The sequence below is a fragment of the Lentzea cavernae genome, assembly GCF_014653695.1.
Classification (GTDB): Bacteria; Actinomycetota; Actinomycetes; order Mycobacteriales; family Pseudonocardiaceae; genus Lentzea; species Lentzea cavernae.
In genome coordinates this window covers 508,101-525,533 of sequence record NZ_BNAR01000001.1, presented here as the reverse complement: position 1 = coordinate 525,533, position 17,433 = coordinate 508,101, and the positions used below count along the sequence as shown (strand labels likewise).

Annotated in this window: 14 protein-coding genes; 10 read left to right on the top strand and 4 right to left on the bottom strand. The window is 69.5% G+C overall.

Going from position 1 to position 17,433, the window contains the following annotated elements; genetic code table 11:
• Positions 1–181 precede the first annotated feature (181 nt).
• The 3 genes from IE307_RS02400 (at position 182) to IE307_RS02390 (ending at position 4,093) form a co-directional block, all read left to right on the top strand.
• Positions 182–1,204: a LacI family DNA-binding transcriptional regulator gene (locus IE307_RS02400; RefSeq protein ID WP_229904308.1), complete on the top strand. Its 1,023-nt coding sequence runs from the start codon at positions 182–184 to the stop codon at positions 1,202–1,204.
• A 204-nt stretch (positions 1,205–1,408) separates the two neighbouring features.
• Positions 1,409–2,296, top strand: a complete 888-nt coding sequence (gene mmuM, locus IE307_RS02395; RefSeq protein WP_268250338.1) for a homocysteine S-methyltransferase — start codon at positions 1,409–1,411, stop codon at positions 2,294–2,296.
• Positions 2,297–2,566: 270 nt separating this feature from the next.
• Positions 2,567–4,093 (top strand): non-reducing end alpha-L-arabinofuranosidase family hydrolase, encoded by a 1,527-nt coding sequence (locus IE307_RS02390; protein ID WP_191295759.1) that lies wholly within the window; start codon positions 2,567–2,569, stop codon positions 4,091–4,093.
• A 178-nt stretch (positions 4,094–4,271) separates the two neighbouring features.
• On the opposite strand, the gene IE307_RS47565 is transcribed toward IE307_RS02390, so the two are convergent.
• A complete protein-coding gene (locus IE307_RS47565; RefSeq protein ID WP_373305925.1) occupies positions 4,272–5,033 on the bottom strand; it encodes a cellulose binding domain-containing protein in 762 nt (253 codons plus the stop codon).
• 45 nt (positions 5,034–5,078) lie between these two features.
• On the opposite strand from IE307_RS47565, the gene IE307_RS47560 reads away from it, so the two are divergent.
• A complete protein-coding gene (locus tag IE307_RS47560) occupies positions 5,079–5,228 on the top strand; it encodes a hypothetical protein (protein ID WP_373305924.1) in 150 nt (49 codons plus the stop codon).
• A gap of 361 nt (positions 5,229–5,589) precedes the next feature.
• Here IE307_RS47560 and IE307_RS02380 read toward each other — a convergent pair whose 3' ends face one another.
• Positions 5,590–6,885: an extracellular catalytic domain type 1 short-chain-length polyhydroxyalkanoate depolymerase gene (locus IE307_RS02380; RefSeq protein WP_229904307.1), complete on the bottom strand. Its 1,296-nt coding sequence runs from the start codon at positions 6,883–6,885 to the stop codon at positions 5,590–5,592.
• A 351-nt stretch (positions 6,886–7,236) separates the two neighbouring features.
• On the bottom strand, positions 7,237–8,610 hold the full coding sequence (locus tag IE307_RS02375; RefSeq protein WP_191295758.1) for an endo-1,4-beta-xylanase: 1,374 nt from the start codon (positions 8,608–8,610) through the stop codon (positions 7,237–7,239).
• 422 nt (positions 8,611–9,032) lie between these two features.
• On the opposite strand from IE307_RS02375, the gene IE307_RS02370 reads away from it, so the two are divergent.
• The 6 genes from IE307_RS02370 to IE307_RS02345 all read left to right on the top strand — a co-directional run bounded on the left by IE307_RS02370 (position 9,033) and on the right by IE307_RS02345 (position 17,220).
• Positions 9,033–10,367 (top strand): glycoside hydrolase family 6 protein, encoded by a 1,335-nt coding sequence (locus tag IE307_RS02370; RefSeq protein WP_191295757.1) that lies wholly within the window; start codon positions 9,033–9,035, stop codon positions 10,365–10,367.
• 160 nt (positions 10,368–10,527) lie between these two features.
• On the top strand, positions 10,528–11,565 hold the full coding sequence (locus IE307_RS02365) for a LacI family DNA-binding transcriptional regulator (protein WP_229904306.1): 1,038 nt from the start codon (positions 10,528–10,530) through the stop codon (positions 11,563–11,565).
• Positions 11,566–11,737: 172 nt separating this feature from the next.
• Positions 11,738–12,055 carry a hypothetical protein gene (locus tag IE307_RS02360; RefSeq protein ID WP_191295755.1) on the top strand — a complete coding sequence of 106 codons (318 nt, stop codon included), beginning with the start codon at positions 11,738–11,740 and terminating at the stop codon, positions 12,053–12,055.
• Between the two features lie 78 nt (positions 12,056–12,133).
• Positions 12,134–13,585 carry a glycoside hydrolase family 62 protein gene (locus IE307_RS02355; RefSeq protein WP_191295754.1) on the top strand — a complete coding sequence of 484 codons (1,452 nt, stop codon included), beginning with the start codon at positions 12,134–12,136 and terminating at the stop codon, positions 13,583–13,585.
• Between the two features lie 63 nt (positions 13,586–13,648).
• Entirely contained in the window at positions 13,649–15,277 is a 1,629-nt protein-coding gene (locus IE307_RS02350; protein ID WP_191295753.1) for a glycoside hydrolase family 27 protein, read from the top strand.
• Positions 15,274–17,220 carry a family 43 glycosylhydrolase gene (locus IE307_RS02345; protein WP_191295752.1) on the top strand — a complete coding sequence of 649 codons (1,947 nt, stop codon included), beginning with the start codon at positions 15,274–15,276 and terminating at the stop codon, positions 17,218–17,220. The genes IE307_RS02350 and IE307_RS02345 overlap by 4 nt, the downstream gene beginning before the upstream one ends.
• On the opposite strand, the gene IE307_RS02340 is transcribed toward IE307_RS02345, so the two are convergent.
• Positions 17,207–17,425 (bottom strand): sigma factor-like helix-turn-helix DNA-binding protein, encoded by a 219-nt coding sequence (locus IE307_RS02340; RefSeq protein ID WP_191296540.1) that lies wholly within the window; start codon positions 17,423–17,425, stop codon positions 17,207–17,209. The two genes, IE307_RS02345 and IE307_RS02340, sit on opposite strands and share 14 nt — an antisense overlap.
• Positions 17,426–17,433: the final 8 nt, after the last annotated feature.

Sequence of the window (17,433 nt, the reverse complement as noted above, 5' to 3'; positions counted from 1 at the left end):
GTGTGGGCGCGCTCTTCCTGCCTGCTCCCATGCTTTGTCGGGCAAGTTCCCAGACGGTTGTGAATTCGTCTGGACCACCCGAAATGCGCAATGTTAACGCACACATAACACTTGATGTGATCAGAAGGTGCTCCCTATGGTGTCGGCACGCTCACTGAGCGCAAGCGCGAGAGGAGGCTGTGTGGTCACCATCGCGGACGTCGCAAGGCACGCCGGGGTCGCCCCGAGCACGGTCTCCTACGTCCTCACCGGCAAGCGGTCCATCTCCGCGGACACGAAGACGAGAGTCCGCGAGAGCATCAGGGCGCTGGGCTACCAGCCGCACACCTCGGACCGCACGATGTCGGCGGGCCGGACCAACGTGATCGGCCTCGTCCTCCCGCTGCGCGCGGGCACGCACCTGCCCGCGGTGATGCGCTTCGTCACCGCCGCGGTCACCACGGCGCGCCGTTACGACATGGACCTGCTGCTCATGACCGCGGACGACGGCGCGGCGGGCCTGCGCAGAGCCGCGAACAGCGCCCAGGTCGACGGTTTCCTCGTGATGGACGTCGAAATGGACGACGACCGCGTGCCCCTGCTGCGGCAGCTGACCAAACCGTCCGTCCTCATCGGACACCCGGCGGCCGCCCGCGGCCTCACCTGTGTGGACCTCGACTTCGAGGCGGCAGGCGCGAAGTGCGTCGACCACCTCGCTGACCTGGGCCACCGTTCCATCGGCTTCCTCGGAGCCCCGAGCGCCGTCTACCGCCGCAGCACGGGTTTCGCCCACCGCACCATGAACGGCTTCAGCGCCGCCGCCATGCGCAGGGGAGTGGCCGCGACGGCACTGGCCGTCGAGGGCGACCACGACTCGGTGTTGCGGGCCACCAAGGCACTGATCCGCGCACACCCGTCCATGACGGCGCTGGTGGTGCACAACGAGGCGGCACTCGGCTGGATCACCACCTGCCTGCGCGCGGCCGGCCGCCAGGTCCCCGGTGACGTCGCGGTGGTGGCGATCTGCCCGGACGAGCTGGCGGAGCAGATGTCGCCGTTGCTCACGTCCGTGCGGTTGCCGGCGGAAGAGCTCGGACGGCACGCCGTCGACCTGCTGGTGGCCAAGCTGGAGGGCAAGCAGGCGCCTCCGCTGATGTTGTTGCCGCCCCGGTTGTCGCGGCGGGCCAGCACACCGGACCCGGCCCCGCACCGCGGCACCGCCTGAACACCTGCCGACCCCCGTCCGCGCCCGTGGCGCGGACGGCATGACGGACGGTCGCCGGTACGACGTTCGCCCGCGCGGAAACGCGGCGCGCGCGGGCAGATGACGCCCGAAGACCGTTCAGGAGGAGTGCGCGACCCACGGCGGAGCAACTGTCGCGCACTCCTCCACCTCCGCCCCGGACGTAGACTCGCCCGAGTGGACCTGGTGGAAGCTCTGGCGCACGGCGTGGTCGTGCTCGACGGCGGCATGTCGACGGCCCTCGAGGCGGCCGGTCACGACCTGTCCGACGACCTGTGGTCGGCGCGGTTGTTGCTCACCGACCCCGACGCCGTGCGCGCCGCCCACCTCGCCTACTACCGGGCGGGCGCCTCCGTGGCCATCACCGCGAGCTACCAGGCGAGCTTCTCCGGGTTCGCCCGCAGGGGCATCAGCGAGGACGAGACCGCGCGCCTGCTGCGTTCCAGCGTGGCACTGGCCCGTTCCGCGGCGTCCGATGTGGATGGACAGCGCTGGGTGGCGGCGTCCGTCGGGCCGTACGGGGCGGTGCTGGCGGACGGCTCGGAGTACCGCGGCCGCTACGGCCTGACGCGGCGGGAACTGGTCGAGTTCCACCGGCCTCGTGTCGAGGTCCTCCGCGACGCCGGACCCGACGTGCTCGCCGTGGAGACGATCCCGGACGTCGACGAGGCGTCGGCGGTGCTGGAGGTCGTGCGCGGCAGCGGTGTGCCGATGTGGCTCTCCTACAGCGTTCGCGGTGACCGGACGTGCGCGGGACAGCCGCTGGAGGAGGCGTTCGGCGTGGTGTCCGGTGTGGACGAGGTGATCGCGGTCGGGGTGAACTGCTGCGCGCCGGAGGATGTCGCGGAGGCGGTCGCGGTCGCGCGGCGGGTGACCGGACTGCCGGTGGTGGTGTACCCGAACAGCGGCGAGACCTGGAACGCGCGAGAGCGGTCCTGGACCGGGGACGGCGGCGGGTTCGCGGTCTCGGCGGGACAGTGGGCCGACGCCGGCACGCGGCTGGTGGGCGGCTGCTGCCGGACGGGTCCGGACGCGATCGCTGTGCTGGCGCGAGAGCTGGCCGCGAGGTCCTGAGAGCGTGCGGGGCGAACTGGTGCGGTCTCAGTCCGCGAGTTCCCCTGCACCGCCGAGCACCTCCGGCGCGTTCGACTCCCGTGATCGATCGAACGCGTTCGACGATTCTTGACCTCGTGGAGATGCTCCTCCACAGTTTGGTGTACGCGACCGGCAACCGCAGCAATCGCTGTGCGTTCACGAAACGCGCGCTCGACCGCTCGGCGCAAGTGGTCGATCGAACGTTGCCGGCTCGCGCTCTCCCCAACCTCACCGAAGAGGAGCGCCCCCATGGCCGGATCAGGCCATCACCCGACCACCTCCGTCTCCCGCGGACGCGGACGCCGGGTGGCCGGCATCACCGCGGCCGTCGCCGTCCTGCTCGGCGGTCTCGCAGCGGCTTTCAGCGCGACGCCCGTGTCGGCGGCGACCGTCGACACCAGCGCCTGGTACGTGTTGGTCAACCGCAACAGCGGCAAGGCGTTGGACGTCTACAACCTCGCCACGAACGACGGCGCCCGCATCACCCAGTGGGCGCGCAACGACGGCAACCAGCAGCAGTGGCAGTTCGTCGACTCGGGCGGCGGCTACTACCGCCTGAAGTCACGGCTGTCGAACAAGGTCCTCGACGTCCACAACTTCTCGACCGCGGACGGCGGCAACATCGTCCAGTGGTCCGACTCCAACGGCACCAACCAGCAGTTCCGCCTCGCCGACTCCGACAGCGGACACGTGAGGCTGGTCAACCGCAACAGCGGCAAGGCGATCGAGGTCCAGGGCGGCTCGACCGCCGACGGTGCCAACGTCGTCCAGTACAGCGACTGGAACGGGACCAACCAGCAGTGGCAGCTCGTCCGCGTCGGCGGCGGCACGGGTCCCACGACCACGACGACCACGCAGCCGGGCGGCACGTGCCAGCTCCCGTCGACGTACCGCTGGTCGTCGACCGGCGCGCTGGCCACCCCCAAGCAGGGATGGGTGTCGCTCAAGGACTTCACCCACGTCCTGTACAACGGCAAGCACCTGGTCTACGCGACGACGCACGACACGGGAACCACGTGGGGCTCGATGAACTTCGGGACGTTCACGAACTGGTCGGACATGGCCTCGGCCAGTCAGAACGGGATGAGCACCGGAGCCGTCGCGTCCACGCTGTTCTACTTCGCACCGAAGAACATCTGGGTGCTCACCTACCAGTGGGGACCGACCACCTTCAGCTACCGGACGTCGAACGACCCCTCCAACGCCAACGGGTGGTCGTCACCGCAGACCCTCTTCACCGGGACGATCCCCAACTCCGGCACGGGTCCCATCGACCAGACCCTCATCGGCGACGGCACGAACATGTACCTGTTCTTCGCCGGTGACAACGGGAAGATCTACCGCGCGACCATGCCCATCGGCAACTTCCCCGGCAACTTCGGCTCGTCCTGGACGCAGATCATGAGCGACACGACGGCGAACCTGTTCGAAGGCGTCGAGGTCTACAAGGTGCAGGGCCAGAACCAGTACCTCATGATCGTCGAGGCGATGGGGAACAACGGGCGCTACTTCCGCTCGTTCACCTCGAGCAGCCTGAGCGGTTCGTGGACCCCGCAGGCCGCCACCGAGAGCAACCCGTTCGCGGGCAAGGCCAACAGCGGTGCCACCTGGACCAACGACATCAGCCACGGCGACATCATCCGCACCAACCCCGACCAGACCAAGACCATCGACCCCTGCAACCTGCAGCTCCTCTACCAGGGGCGCAACCCCAACTCCGGCGGGGACTACGGCCTGCTGCCGTACCGGCCGGGCTTGCTGACGCTGCAACGCTGACCACCTGACGCACGACCTCGGCCGGCTCTCCCACCCGAACCAGGTGGGGGAGCCGGCCTCGTCGTGGGAGAACCGGGGACTTCCCGCGCTCGGGAAGGACTTGTGGCGGAACGGGAAGGGGTGGAGGCGGCCGCTCGGACAGCGGCCGCCTCCACCCCGGTCGTGTTCGCGCTCCCCGTCAGACGATCTGGCAGATGCGTCCGTTGAGGTTGAACCAGTCCGGCTTCCCGATGCCGCCCGAGTGCGTCGCCTGGAAGCCGAAGGTGACCGACGCGCCGGGCGCGATCTGCCCGTTGTAGGACGCGTTGGTCGCGGTCACCTGGCCGGAGGAGGGGGAGTAGGTGGCGTTCCAGCCGCCCGTGATCGTCTGGCCGCCGGGCAGGGCGAAGACCAGCGACCACCCGTTGACCGGTGTCGTGCTGGTGTTCGTGAGGGTGATGTTCGACGTCAGTCCCTCGGCCCACGCGTTGATCGTGTCGCTCACGCGGCACGGCCACTCGGTGGGCAGCGGGGTGGACGGCGTCGTGCTCGGCGGGGTGGTGCCGCCGCTGAACTGGGTGATGAACTTCCACGCCTCGCCGGAGGTCCAGGTCTGCCACCCGCTGCCGCCGGAGTCGATCGGACCCGGCGTGTGCCCGCCGTCGAACGCCGCCCACACCACCGGATACCCCGCACGGCAACCGCTGTAGGTCGTGACGACGTGCCGCCGGCTGCCTGCCGCCGGCTCGGGGGCGTTCTGCGCTGTGCAGCCGTTGTTGCGCACGAACGTGTCGCGCAGGCCGCGGCCGAGACCGATGCCCAGCACGTCGTCGCTGATGCCGTGGATTCCCATGTACCCGATGGGCTGGGTGCCGCCGTCGCACCCGCTGAGCTGCGCTCCCGAGTAGGCGACCACCGCGCGGAAGACGGCGGGCCGCGCACAGGCCACCGCGTACGACATGCCGCCGCGTAGCTGAAACCACCGGCGAAGCGCTGGGCCGAGTCGATGCACAGCCCGGAGTCGAGCAGTGCCACCAGGTCGTCGACGAACCTCAGGTCCTGGCCGCCGGGGTTGGCCCAGCCGTTGCCGTTGCCCTGCGGCGTCACGAAGATCGTGCCGTTGCCCGCGGTGTCGGAGAGCCTGCGCAGCCCGTAGTAGGACCAGTTGTAGCCGTCGGATCCGCCGGAGTCGACGTCGTTCGCGGTGCCTCCCCGCCAGTGGAAGCCCACGAACAGCCGGTACTGGCGGTCGCTGTCGTAGTTGGCCGGCAGCCGCAAGATGTACGAACGGCTCTGGCCGCCGCTGGTGATCGTGTGCTGGCCACTCGCCAACGCCGGCGCCTTGCCGCAGCCCGCCGTCGCCGCCGTCGTACCTGCCTCACCCGCCGGACCGCCGGCGGCGATGCCCGTCGCGGCCAGGAACACCACGGCGCTCGCGACGGCCGCCGCGATCACGAACCTAGACCGGGACATGGCTCGTCCCCCTGTGCTGGTGGAACATCATCGTCCCTTCGGGGTCAGAGGACGGCGCACTGCACGCCGTTGAGCGTGAACCCGCCGGCCGCCGCGCTGTTGCCCGTGTGCGTGGCCTGCAGACCGATCGAGATCTGGGCGGAGGGCGGGATCTGCGCGTTGTACGAGACGTTCGACGCGGTCACCTGGCCGGAGGAGGGGGAGTAGGTCGCGCTCCAGCCACCCGTGATCGTCTGCCCGCCCGGCAACGAGAACTGCAGCTTCCAGCCGTTCACGGCCGCCGGGGACGTGTTGGTGATCGTGATCGTCTCGGTCAGGCCGGTGTTCCAGGCGTTGACCGCCGCCTTGACCGAGCAGCCCTGCGACGGCGGCGGAGTGGTGGTCGTCGTCGTGGTGGTGGTCGTGGGATCGGTGGACGGGCGGTCCAGACCGAGGAACGTGATGGCGTACCCCACCATCCCCGCGGTCGGCACGTCGTGGCCGGTGCCCTGGGCGCTGATGCCCTCGACGACTCCGCCTGCGCCGTAACGGGTGCGGGTCCAGTTGGACTGCGGCTGGTCGGTGGACACCGGCGTCCTGCTCACACCGTGCACGTTCGTCCACTGGTCGAGCGCCTCGCCGAAGTTCGGGTACGCCAGCGTCGTGTCGTTGGTGCCGTGGAACAACTGCATCCGCGGGTAGCTCCCGGTGTAGCCGGGGAACATCGCCCGCGCCTGGTCACCCCACTGCTGCGGGGTCTTCAGCAGGTTCCCGCCCGAGCACTGGCTGTTCCACAGCGACCCGTCCGTCGTCGCGAAGCACCCGGCGGGAACACCGGCGAACGCCGAGGCGGCGGTGAACACGTCCGGGTACTGGGCCGCCAGCACGTTGGTCATCATCGCGCCGGACGAGATGCCGGCGACGACGATGCGCGACGGGTCGACGTTGTAACGCTGCCGTGCGTGCGAGACCATCGACATGATGCCGGTCGAGTCGCTGCCCCCGTTGCGGCGCAACGCGTTCTGCGTCGACACGTCGAAGCAACGGCCCTCGCGCGTCGCCTCCGGGTAGACGATCACGTACCCGAAGCGGTCCGCGGCGCTGACGAACTCCCGCCCGCCGCCGTTGTGCACCGCGCTCGCGGACCCGGTGCAGTAGTGCACCATCAGCAGTAGCGCGGGCCGGGCCGCGAGCCGGTCCGGCGCGTAGACGTACATGTTCAGGCCGGTCGGGTTCGTGCCGAAACCGGTGACCTGTGTCAGGGACGCGGCGTGAGCCTGCTGCGGCACGAAGGAGAAGCCGACGGCGGCGATCACCGACAGCACGGCCGCGATGACGGCGACGACGCGATACTTGATCACGCGTCGCAAGGAGGAGTTCGGAGTGGTCACGGTGACCTCGTTCTCGTGCTGGGGAAGGGGAGTCGCGGGGGATCAGGCGCTGACACGCCACCGGTTCGCGTCGAGCAGGCAGCCGCCGAACCTGAGGTGGAGAGCGCAGGCCGCTACCGGGCAGGAGACAGTCGTCCTGCCGACCGGCAGGACGACTGTCGGCGAGCGCACCGGCCGGAGCGGGTGGGACCACCGACGCCGGCAGATCGCCGTTGCGCTGGAAGAAGAACGAGCCGCCCCTGAGATCGGCGATGCCGGGGAAGGCAGGCGGGCGCCCGCGGAGGACTTCAAGACCTCCACGGGCGCCCGCCTCGTGGGATGTCAGCGCGCGGCGCAGGACGGGTTCAGGCCCGATCCGTTGCCGCTGCCCTGGAAGCCGAACTCGGTGGACCCGCCCGCGGGCACGTTGCCGTTGTAGTCCACGTTGGTCCAGTTGACGGTTCCGCTGGTGCCGCTGCGGTTCGCGCTCCAGGAGCCGGTGACCGTGGCGTTCGACAGGGTGGTCGTGACGGTCCAGCCGCTCAACGCGCTGGAGCCCGCGGTGACCTTGATCGTGGCGACGAACCCCTCGTTCCACTGGTTCAGCGACACCGTCGCGGTGCAGCCGCCCGGGCCGGGGCCGTTGCTCGTCGTCGTGGTGGTCGTGGTCGTGGTGGTCGTCGTCGGGCCGGGGCCACCACCCGCGTTGAGCGCGTCCAGCGTGGAGTTGTACGCGGCCTTCTTGTTGCCGCTGCCGTCGAACAGCAGCGGGGTGCCGGAGGCGCGCCACGAGTCCGTGTCGCGGATGCCCCACACCGTGATGCCGGTGCAGCGCGCGACCGCGAGGCAGGCCTGGGTGACCCTCTGGTAGTTCTGGGCCTGCGAGCTGCCGGAGCCCTCGATGTCGAGCTCGGTGATCTGCACGTCGACGCCGAGGTTGGCGAAGTTCTGCAGCGTCGTCTGGTAGTTGGACGGCACCGGGCTGTTGCTGTTGAAGTGCGACTGGAAGCCGACGCAGTCGATCGGGACGCCGCGGGACTTGAAGTCCTGCACCATCCGGTACACGCCCTGGGTCTTCGCGTGCGACCAGTCGTCGGTGTTGTAGTCGTTGTAGCAGAGCTTCGCGCCGGAATCCGCCGCCCGCGCCGCGCGGAACGCCGCTTCGATCCAGTCGTTGCCGGTGCGCTGCAGGTTCGAGTCACGGCGGCCGCCGCCACTGCCGTCGGCGAAGGCCTCGTTCACGACGTCCCAGGCGTAGATCTTGCCGCGGTAGTAGGTCGCCACCTGCGTGACGTGGTTGAGCATCGCGTTGCGCAGAGCGGTGCCGGACATGTTCTGCATCCAGCCCGGCTGCTGCGAGTGCCACGCCAGCGCGTGCCCGCGGACCCGCTTGCCCTGGTTGCGGGCCTGGTTCACGATCCGGTCGGCGTTGCCGTAGCTGAACTGACCCTGGTTCGGCTCGGTCGCGTCCATCTTCATCTCGTTCTCGGCCGTGACCATGTCGAACTCGCGGTTCAAGATCCCCACGTAGGTCGAGTCACCGAGCTTGTTCGCGGCCACCGCGGTGCCGAAGTACCGGCCGCTCTGCTGCGCCGCCGCGCCGAGGGTGGTCGCCGCGTTCGCGACCGGGGCTGCGATCAGGGTGGCGCCGATTGCCGCTGTCACGACCGTGGCGATGATCGGGAACAGGGCCACTGACTTCGATGTCAGTTTCATCTTCCACACTTTCCGAGGTCGACCCGAATGCAGGGTGGGTGGTGGACGGGACGGCGAACCCGGTGCGCCATTGCCGGATTGCCGTTCCGGAGTGTCGCAGCCGTTCCTCGACGCTCACAAGAAGTCGCAGTCGAATTCGACGGCGATTGACCTGATCGGCCTAGGCGGATGAGGGAGCGCTCCCAACTACCACGTCAACGCGTTGATCGCATTCTGCGGGAACGTTTCGAAACTTCTGCGACGACGTTTGGCCTTTAACACTTCCGCCGTTGACGATTCAGAGTTCCGTGGTTACGTTGGCCCGAACTCGCATTCGCTTCTCCGACGTTATGAGAGCGCTCCTGCGTCGCCGATTCTCACGTCCGGACAGCAACGACGCTGCGAGAACCCGAATCACATCGACCGAGCGAACTGGAGACACGATGACACGGTGGAAGCGGGGAGCGAGCGCGTCTGTGCTCGCAGGCACGGCCGTGACCGCGGTCGCGGCCCTGGTGATCAGCGGCGGTGCGACCGTCAGCGCGGCCGAGTCGGCGTTCTACGTCGACCCGTCGAGCTCGAGCGCGCGGTGGGTGGCCGCCAACCCCGGTGACTCGCGGGCGGCGGTCATCCGCGACCGCATCGCGTCGGTCCCGCAGGCGCGCTGGTACACCACGACCAACACCTCGACGGTGCGGTCGGAGGTCAGCTCGTTCGTGGGCGCGGCGGCGGCCGCCGGCAAGATCCCGATCCTGGTGGTCTACAACGTCCCGAACCGCGACTGCGGAGGCGCCAGCGGCGGCGGGGCGCCCTCCCACACGGCTTACCGGGCCTGGGTCGACGAGGTCGCGGCGGGCCTCGCCGGACGCCCGGCGACGATCGTGCTGGAACCGGACGTGCTGCCGTTGATGACCAACTGCCAGAGCGCGGACCAGCAGAACCAGACCAAGGCGTCGATGGCCTACGCGGGCAAGAAGCTCAAGTCCGGTTCCGGGCAGGCCAAGGTCTACTTCGACATCGGCCACTCCTCGTGGCTGACGCCGTCCGAGGCGGCGAACCGGTTGCGCGGCGCGGACATCTCCAACAGCGCCGACGGCATCTCGACCAACGTGTCGAACTACCGCGCGACCTCCGACGAGGTGAACTTCGCGAAGAACGTGCTCAACGCCGTCGGCGACAGCCGCCTCAAGGCCGTCGTCGACACCAGCCGCAACGGCAACGGTCCCGCCGGCAGCGAGTGGTGCGACCCGTCCGGACGCGCGATCGGCATCCCCAGCACGACGAACACGGGTGACTCGAAGATCGAGGCGTTCCTGTGGATCAAGCTGCCGGGCGAGTCGGACGGCTGCATCGCGCCGGCCGGCCAGTTCGTGCCGCAACGGGCCTACGAGCTCGCGATGGCGGCGGGGCCGATCACGACGACCACCACCACGACCACGACGACGACCACGTCGGGCGGCGGCAACCCTGGCGGCGGGTGCACCGCGACCCACCGCGTGACGAGCCAGTGGAACGGCGGCTACTCCGGCGAGATCGTGATCGTCAACCGCGGTGCGGCCATCAACGGCTGGACGTTCACGTTCTCGGCACCGGGGGTCTCGGTGACCCAGGGCTGGAACGGCACGTGGACCGACACGGGCGACCAGGTCCGGGTGGCGAACGCGGCCTGGAACGGTTCGATCGGGTCCGGCGCGCAGCTGAGCATCGGCTACAACGCCAACTACAGCGGCACGCCACCGTTCTCGTCACCGGTGCTGAACGGAGTCGCCTGCTCCTGACGCGGTGAAAGGGGTCCCTGGCCTTCCCGGCCGGGGACCTCTCCGTTTCAGCGTTGTTCGCCGGAGCCGCCCGGCCCCGTCCGGCGTCAGCACGACGTTCCGGCCGGAACGGCCGGGCCCCGAGAGCGGCAGGAGGCGGATTTGCGTGGGACGAGCGCGCGTGACCCTGGCCGACGTGGCGGCGGCGAGCGGGGTGTCGATCACCACGGCCTCGCTGGTCCTGACCGGACGAGCCCGCGAGCTGCGCATCTCCGAAGCGGCCGAACAGCGCGTGCGTTCCACCGCGCGGGATTTGGGCTACCAGCGCGGCAACCCCGCGACGCGCTCGCGTGCCGGGCTGTCGCGGACGATCGGGTTCGTGCTCGGCGCTGTCGACTCGTCCGGCCAGGCGGAGGACGTCGTCAAAGGCGCCGTGGAGGCCGCGTACCGGCGCGGGTTCATGCTGCTGGTCAGCGAGTCCCGTGGCGATCCGGCGGTGGGGAGCGCCCTGGTCGAGGCGATGCGCGACCGGCAGGCGGACGGCATCGTGTTCGCCGCCACGCGCACGAGAACGGTCGCCGTCCCGGACGAGCTGCGGCACGGGCCCGCCGTGCTGCTCAACGCCACCCCGGCTCGCTCCGGCTTCCCCTCGGTGATGTCCGACGAGGTGCGGGGCGGGCGCTCGGCCGCCCGCGTCCTCGTCGAGGCGGGGCACGTCCGCGGTGTCCACCTGATCGGCGCCGGACCTGAGTCGCACGACGTCCCGCCCGGCGGAATCGCCGCGGTGGAACGTCTCCTCGGTCTGCGCGACGTGTTCGCCAGGGCCGGCGCCGAGGTGGTCAGCGAGCACCCTTGTCCTCAATGGACGGCGGAGGCCGGTTACGACGCCACCTGGGAGCTGCTGCGCCGCCACCGGCCGCAAGCCCTGGTGTGCCTCGACGACCGCCTGGCGTTCGGGGCGTACCAGGCGCTCGCCGAGGCCGGGCTCTCAGTGCCGGACGACGTGTCCGTCCTCGGGTTCGGCGACCACCCCGTCGCCTCCTGGACGCGTCCCCGGCTGACCACGATCGCGCTGCCCCACCACGACCTCGGCGAGCGGGCGGTGGAGGTCCTGCTGGAGGTCGTGGAGGGGCGTGCGCGCGGTGCCCGGCCCTCGCCGGTCCACCGGGTGCCGATGCCGGTGCGTGAGGGCGGTTCGGTGGCGCGGGCGCGCCGGTGACGTCACTTGTTCGCGTTAACAGAACGCTGAACACAGGTTCTCAGCTGAACGGCCCTATATGAGAACCTGCTAAAAGTTAGCGCTCACATTTAGCTTTGACCCCGGCGCGAGGCCGTCGTTACATTGCTGGAGCCGCCCCTGCCGTTGACCCCTCGTCGACGAAAGGCCCACCATGCCGAGCCCGTTCCGCGCGCTGTGCGGTGCGCTGGTCGCCACCACGCCCGCCCACACCGATCAGTCCGCCGTGGAGCTACCACCCGCCGGTCTCGCGCCGGGTGGCTCGATCACCGGGGGAGACGCGCTCGGCGGCCTCGACTCCGGCACCAGACCGCGCACCGTGGACGTGCGCACCGCCGTGCCGATGCTGGTCCTGTCGGTGGCATCCGTTCGAACGCCGCCAGCCGTCGCCGGTCCGGTCCACCACCTCGTCATCGGTGCGCGGCAGGACCCGCGACGCAGATCCGGGCCGGTGCCGCCGGCGTTCCGGTGACGACCACCGACTCCGCCCGCCGCGGCACGACCGGTGCCTGATCCTGCTCCCCGATCCCTCCAGCGACGAAGGGTGATCATGTTCCTCGCACGGTTGTTCACGTCCCGGCGCGCCCGGCTCACCGCACTGGCCGCGGTCCCGCTCATCGCGGTGACCGCGCTGACCGCGGTGGCCCAGCAGCCCGCCTCGGCCGCTCCCGGCTGTTCCGTCACCTACTCGGCACCGTCGCAATGGGACGGTGGGTTCACCGCGGCCGTCGCCGTCACCAACCTCGGTGACGCGGTCAACGGCTGGACGCTCACCTGGAGATTCGGTGCCGGGCAGCAGGTGCAGCAGGCCTGGAACGCCCAGGTGACCCAGTCCGGCTCCCAGGTGACCGCGCGCAACGTCTCCTACAACGCGACGATCCCGACCGGGGGCAGGGTCGAGTTCGGGTTCAACGGCTCCAGCACGGGCTCCAACCCGAGCCCGGCGGCGTTCACCCTCAACGGCACCCTGTGCACCGGTGAGGTCGGCCCCACCACGACCACGACAACGACGACCACCACGACCGGCAACCCGCCGGTCGGCACCCTGCCGTCGAGCTTCCGCTGGTCCTCCAGCGGCCAGCTGATCAGCCCGAAGCCGGACTCCACGCACGCGAACGTCGCGGTGAAGGACCCGAGCGTCGTCTACCACAACGGCAAGTACCACGTCTTCGCGTCGACCTACACCGACGGCTACAACCTGATGTACACCAGCTTCACCGACTGGTCGCAGGCGTCAGCGGCACCCCACTACTACCTCGACCGCTCCGGAGTCGGCACCGGGTACAGGGCGGCGCCGCAGGTGTTCTACTTCGCGCCGCAACGCCTCTGGTACCTCGTCTACCAGACCGGCTCGAACGCCTCGTACTCCACGACCACCGACATCTCGAACCCTTCGTCGTGGTCGGCGCCGAAGAACTTCTACGCCAACGGAATGCCGCAGATCATCCGCGACAACATCGGCAACGGCTACTGGGTCGACTTCTGGACGGTGTGCGACACGGCCAAGTGCTACCTCTTCTCCTCCGACGACAACGGCCACCTCTACCGGTCGGAGACGACCCTCGCGCAGTTCCCCAACGGCTTCACCAACACGGTGATCGCCATGCAGGACAGCGACCGCTACAGGTTGTTCGAGGCGGCCAACGTCTACAAGATCGCCGGCAAGGAGCAGTGGCTGCTGGTGCACGAGGCGATCGGCTCCGACGGCCGTCGCTGGTTCCGCTCCTGGACCGCGCCGTCGATCACCGGTCCGTGGACGGCACTGGCCGACAGCGAGTCGAACCCGTTCGCGCGGGCCAACAACGTGACGTTCCCAGGTGGACAGTGGACCCGCGACATCAGCCACGGCGAGATGGTCCGCACCAACGTCGACCAGACGATGGAGATCAGCCCCTGCAAGCTCAGCTACCTCTACCAGGGCATGGATCCCAACGCCGGTGGTGACTACAACCGGCTGCCCTGGCGGCTCGGCCTGCTGACCCAGACCAACTCCACCTGCTGATCCCAGGACCGGCACCGCCGGTAGCGCCACCGACGGCGCCGGTCCTGGGAGAAAGGGGCGATGATGCCCGTCCGGTCCAGGAAACTCGCTCACCTCGCCGTCGTCCTGCTGGCGGCGGCGACCGTCACCGCCACACCCACCGCCGCGGCTCCCGGCAGCCCGGCCCTGACCCCGCCCCTCGGCTGGAACAGCTGGAACAGCTTCGGGTGCGGCATCACCGAGGGCCAGGTCCGCCAGGCCGCCGACGCGATGGTGTCGTCCGGAATGCGCGACGCCGGCTACCAGTACGTCGTCGTGGACGACTGCTGGTTCGACCCGCAGCGCGATTCCGCGGGCGCGTTGCGCTCGCACCCGTCGAAGTTCCCCAGCGGCATGAAGGCGCTGGGCGACTACATCCACGCCCGCGGCCTGAAGTTCGGCATCTACCAGGTGCCGAACGAGCGCACGTGCGCGCAGACCACCGGCGCGCACCCCGGTTCCACGGGCAGCAAGGGCCACGAGGTGCAGGACGCGCGCACGTTCGCGTCCTGGGGCGTCGACTACCTGAAGTACGACTGGTGCTCGGGCGCCGGCACCCGCGACGAGCAGGTCGCCCGGTTCTCGATCATGCGCGACGCCCTGCGCGCCACCGGCCGCCCGATCGTCTACAGCATCAACCCCAACAGCTTCCACGCCATCACCGGCGACCGGTACGACTGGGGCCAGGTGGCGGACCTGTGGCGCACCACCGAGGACCTGCTGGACATCTGGCAGAACGGCAACGTCAACAGCTACCCGATGGGCGTGGGCAACGTCGTCGACGTCACCGCGCCGCTCGCCGCGCAGTCCGGTCCGGGGCACTGGAACGACCCGGACATGCTGGTGGTCGGCCGCCCCGGGCTCACCCTCACCGAGTCCCGCTCGCACTTCACGCTGTGGGCGCTGATGGCGGCACCTCTGATGGCGGGCAACGACATCCGCACCATGTCCGCCGACGTGAGCGCCGTCCTGCGCAACCAGCGCCTGATCACGGTGAACCAGGACGCCCTCGGCGCCGGTGGGCGCCGGGTGCGCGACGACGGCGCCACCGAGGTGTTCGCCAAGCCACTGGCGGACGGGTCGGTCGCCGTCGGCCTGTTCAACCGGGGCGGCGGCACCGCGACCATCGCGACCACGGCGGCCCAGATCGGTCTGTCCGGTGGCACCTTCACGCTGACCGACCTGTGGACCGGCGGCACTGCCACCACCTCGGGCGCGATCTCCGCCTCCGTGCCCGCGCACGGCGTCACCGCGTTCCGGGTGACGGGTGGCGCTCCGGTGCCGAGCACGACCTCCCGGCTGCGCGGGGCGGGGTCGAACCGCTGCCTCGACGTCGAGAACGGGTCCACCGCCGCCGGAGCCGCGGTCGTGGTCCAGGACTGCCTCACGCCCGCCTCGCAGCAGTGGACGTCCTGGGAGAACGGCGAGGTGCGGGTCTTCGGCGACAAGTGCCTCGACGCCTACGACCAGGGCACCGCGAACGGCACGCGGGTCATCACCTGGCAGTGCAACGGCCAGGCGAACCAGCGCTGGACGCTCGGCTCCGACGGAACTCTCCGCAACACGAACGCCGGCCTGTGCCTCGACGTCGAACGGGCCGCGACGGCCAACGGCTCGAAGCTGGTGCTGTGGACCTGCAACGGGCAGACCAACCAGAGGTGGGCGCGGTCATGAGGTGGATCCCGGCCACGCTGTGCGCGCTCACCCTCGTGGCGGCGGGAGTCGCCGCGAGCACGGCGGCACAGGCGGCTCCCGGCTGTTCGGTCACGTACGCGAAGACCTCGGAGTGGCAGGGCGGCTTCGGCGCGTCCGTGTCCATCACCAACACCGGTGACGCGATCACCGGCTGGACGCTCGAGTGGACCTACGCTTCCGGCCAGCAGGTCGGACAGCACTGGAACGCCGTGATCACGCAGAGCGGAGGGGAGGTCAGCGCGCGCAACGCCTCCTACAACGCGGCGATCCCGTCCGGCGGCAAGGTCGAGTTCGGGTTCAACGCCACGGCGGGCTCCTCCAACCCGGCTCCGGTCTCCTTCCGCCTCAACGGCACCACCTGCGGTGACACCGGCACGCCCCCGACCACCACCACAACGACCACGACCACGACCACGACCACGCCGAAACCGTCGTCCTTCACCAACCCGGTGCTGTGGCAGGACTTCGCGGACATCGACATCATCCGCGTCGGTGACGCGTACTACTACTCGGCGTCGACCATGCACTACTCGCCGGGAGCGCCGGTCCTGCGTTCCTACGACCTGGTGAACTGGGAGTTCGCCGGACACTCCGTGCCCCGCCTCGACTTCGGCTCCAAGTACGACCTCAACGGCAGCAGGGGTTACGTGCGGGGCATCTGGGCGTCGTTCCTCAACCACCGCAAGAGCAACAACACCTTCTACTGGGGCGGCTGCGTCGACTTCGCCCAGACCCACATCTACACCGCCACCTCCGTGGACGCGCAGTGGTCCAAGCTGTCCACGATCAACAAGTGCTACTACGACGCGGGAATGCTGGTCGACGACAACGACACGATGTACGTCGCCTACGGCAACACCCAGATCAGCGTCGCGCAGCTCTCGGCGGACGGGAAGTCCGAGGTGCGGTCGCAGCAGGTGTTCCAGACGCCCTCGAACATCGGAACCCTCGAAGGGGCGCGGTTCTACAAGCGCAACGGCAGCTACTACATTTGGCTCACCAGACCCGCGAACGGCCAGTACGTGCTCAAGGCATCCAGTCCGTTCGGCCCGTACACGGTCCAGCAGGTGCTGCTGGACATGCCCGGCCCGATCCAGGGCGGGGGAGTGCCGCACCAGGGCGGCATGGTCCAGACGCAGAACGGCGACTGGTACTACATGGCCTTCGTGGACGCCTACCCCGGCGGACGGGTGCCGGTGCTCGCGCCGATCACCTGGACCTCCGACGGCTGGCCGCGCATCACCACCGTCAACGGCGGCTGGGGCGCGAACTACCCGATGCCGAACCTGCCGTCACGTCCGGTGAAACCCATGACCGGGGTCGACACCTTCGACGGGACGGCGCTGAAACCGCAGTGGGAGTGGAACCACAACCCGGACACCACGAAGTACAGCGTCAACAACGGGTTGCGGCTGTCCACGGCGACGGTCACCAACGACCTGTACAACGCCCGCAACACCCTCACCCACCGCGTCCAGGGCCCGACGTCGACAGGGACCGTGACGCTGGACCTGAGCTCGATGCGCGACGGCGACCGCACCGGCCTCGCGATGCTGCGCGACTCCTCGGCGTGGATCGGCGTCAAACGCGACAACGGCCGCAACCGCGTGGTGATGGTCAACGGCCTGACCATGGACGGCAACTGGAACACCACGGGCACCGGCACCGAGATCGCGAGCGCGAACCTCAGCGGGAGCAGGATCTGGTTGCGCGCCAACGCCGACATCCGGCCGGGCAGCGGACGGCAGGCCAGGTTCTCCTACAGCACGGACGGCGTGAACTTCACGTCGCTGGGCACCGGCTTCACGCTGAAGAACGAGTGGCAGTTCTTCATGGGCTACCGGTTCGGCATCTTCAACCACGCCACGCAGGCACTGGGCGGATCGGTCACCGTTCAGCGCTTCGAGCTCACGACTCCATGACCCCGACGTCCCGCAGCGCGAGCACCAAGGCCTGCAGGCCTTGGTGCAAGCGGGACTTCACGGTGTACTGCGGCAGCCCGAGCGCGTCGGCGAGCTCGGCGACGGACTCACGGCGGTAGAAGGCCCGCACGACCACCACCCGGTGCTCGGGTTCGAGCGAGGACAACGCCTCGGCCACGAGCGCCGCGCTGCGGGGCGCGTTCACGGGGTGCC

Bases quoted from the DNA above. Each gene is read 5' to 3' on its own strand.
- IE307_RS02370 (WP_191295757.1), top strand. From the start codon at position 9,033: ATGACACGGTGGAAGCGGGGAGCGAGCGCGTCTGTGCTCGCAGGCACG.
- IE307_RS02375 (WP_191295758.1), bottom strand. From the start codon at position 8,610: ATGAAACTGACATCGAAGTCAGTGGCCCTGTTCCCGATCATCGCCACG.
- IE307_RS47565 (WP_373305925.1), bottom strand. From the start codon at position 5,033: ATGTCGTACGCGGTGGCCTGTGCGCGGCCCGCCGTCTTCCGCGCGGTG.
- IE307_RS02355 (WP_191295754.1), top strand. From the start codon at position 12,134: ATGTTCCTCGCACGGTTGTTCACGTCCCGGCGCGCCCGGCTCACCGCA.
- IE307_RS02345 (WP_191295752.1), top strand. From the start codon at position 15,274: ATGAGGTGGATCCCGGCCACGCTGTGCGCGCTCACCCTCGTGGCGGCG.
- IE307_RS02390 (WP_191295759.1), top strand. From the start codon at position 2,567: ATGGCCGGATCAGGCCATCACCCGACCACCTCCGTCTCCCGCGGACGC.
- IE307_RS47560 (WP_373305924.1), top strand. From the start codon at position 5,079: ATGCACAGCCCGGAGTCGAGCAGTGCCACCAGGTCGTCGACGAACCTC.
- IE307_RS02360 (WP_191295755.1), top strand. From the start codon at position 11,738: ATGCCGAGCCCGTTCCGCGCGCTGTGCGGTGCGCTGGTCGCCACCACG.
- IE307_RS02350 (WP_191295753.1), top strand. From the start codon at position 13,649: ATGCCCGTCCGGTCCAGGAAACTCGCTCACCTCGCCGTCGTCCTGCTG.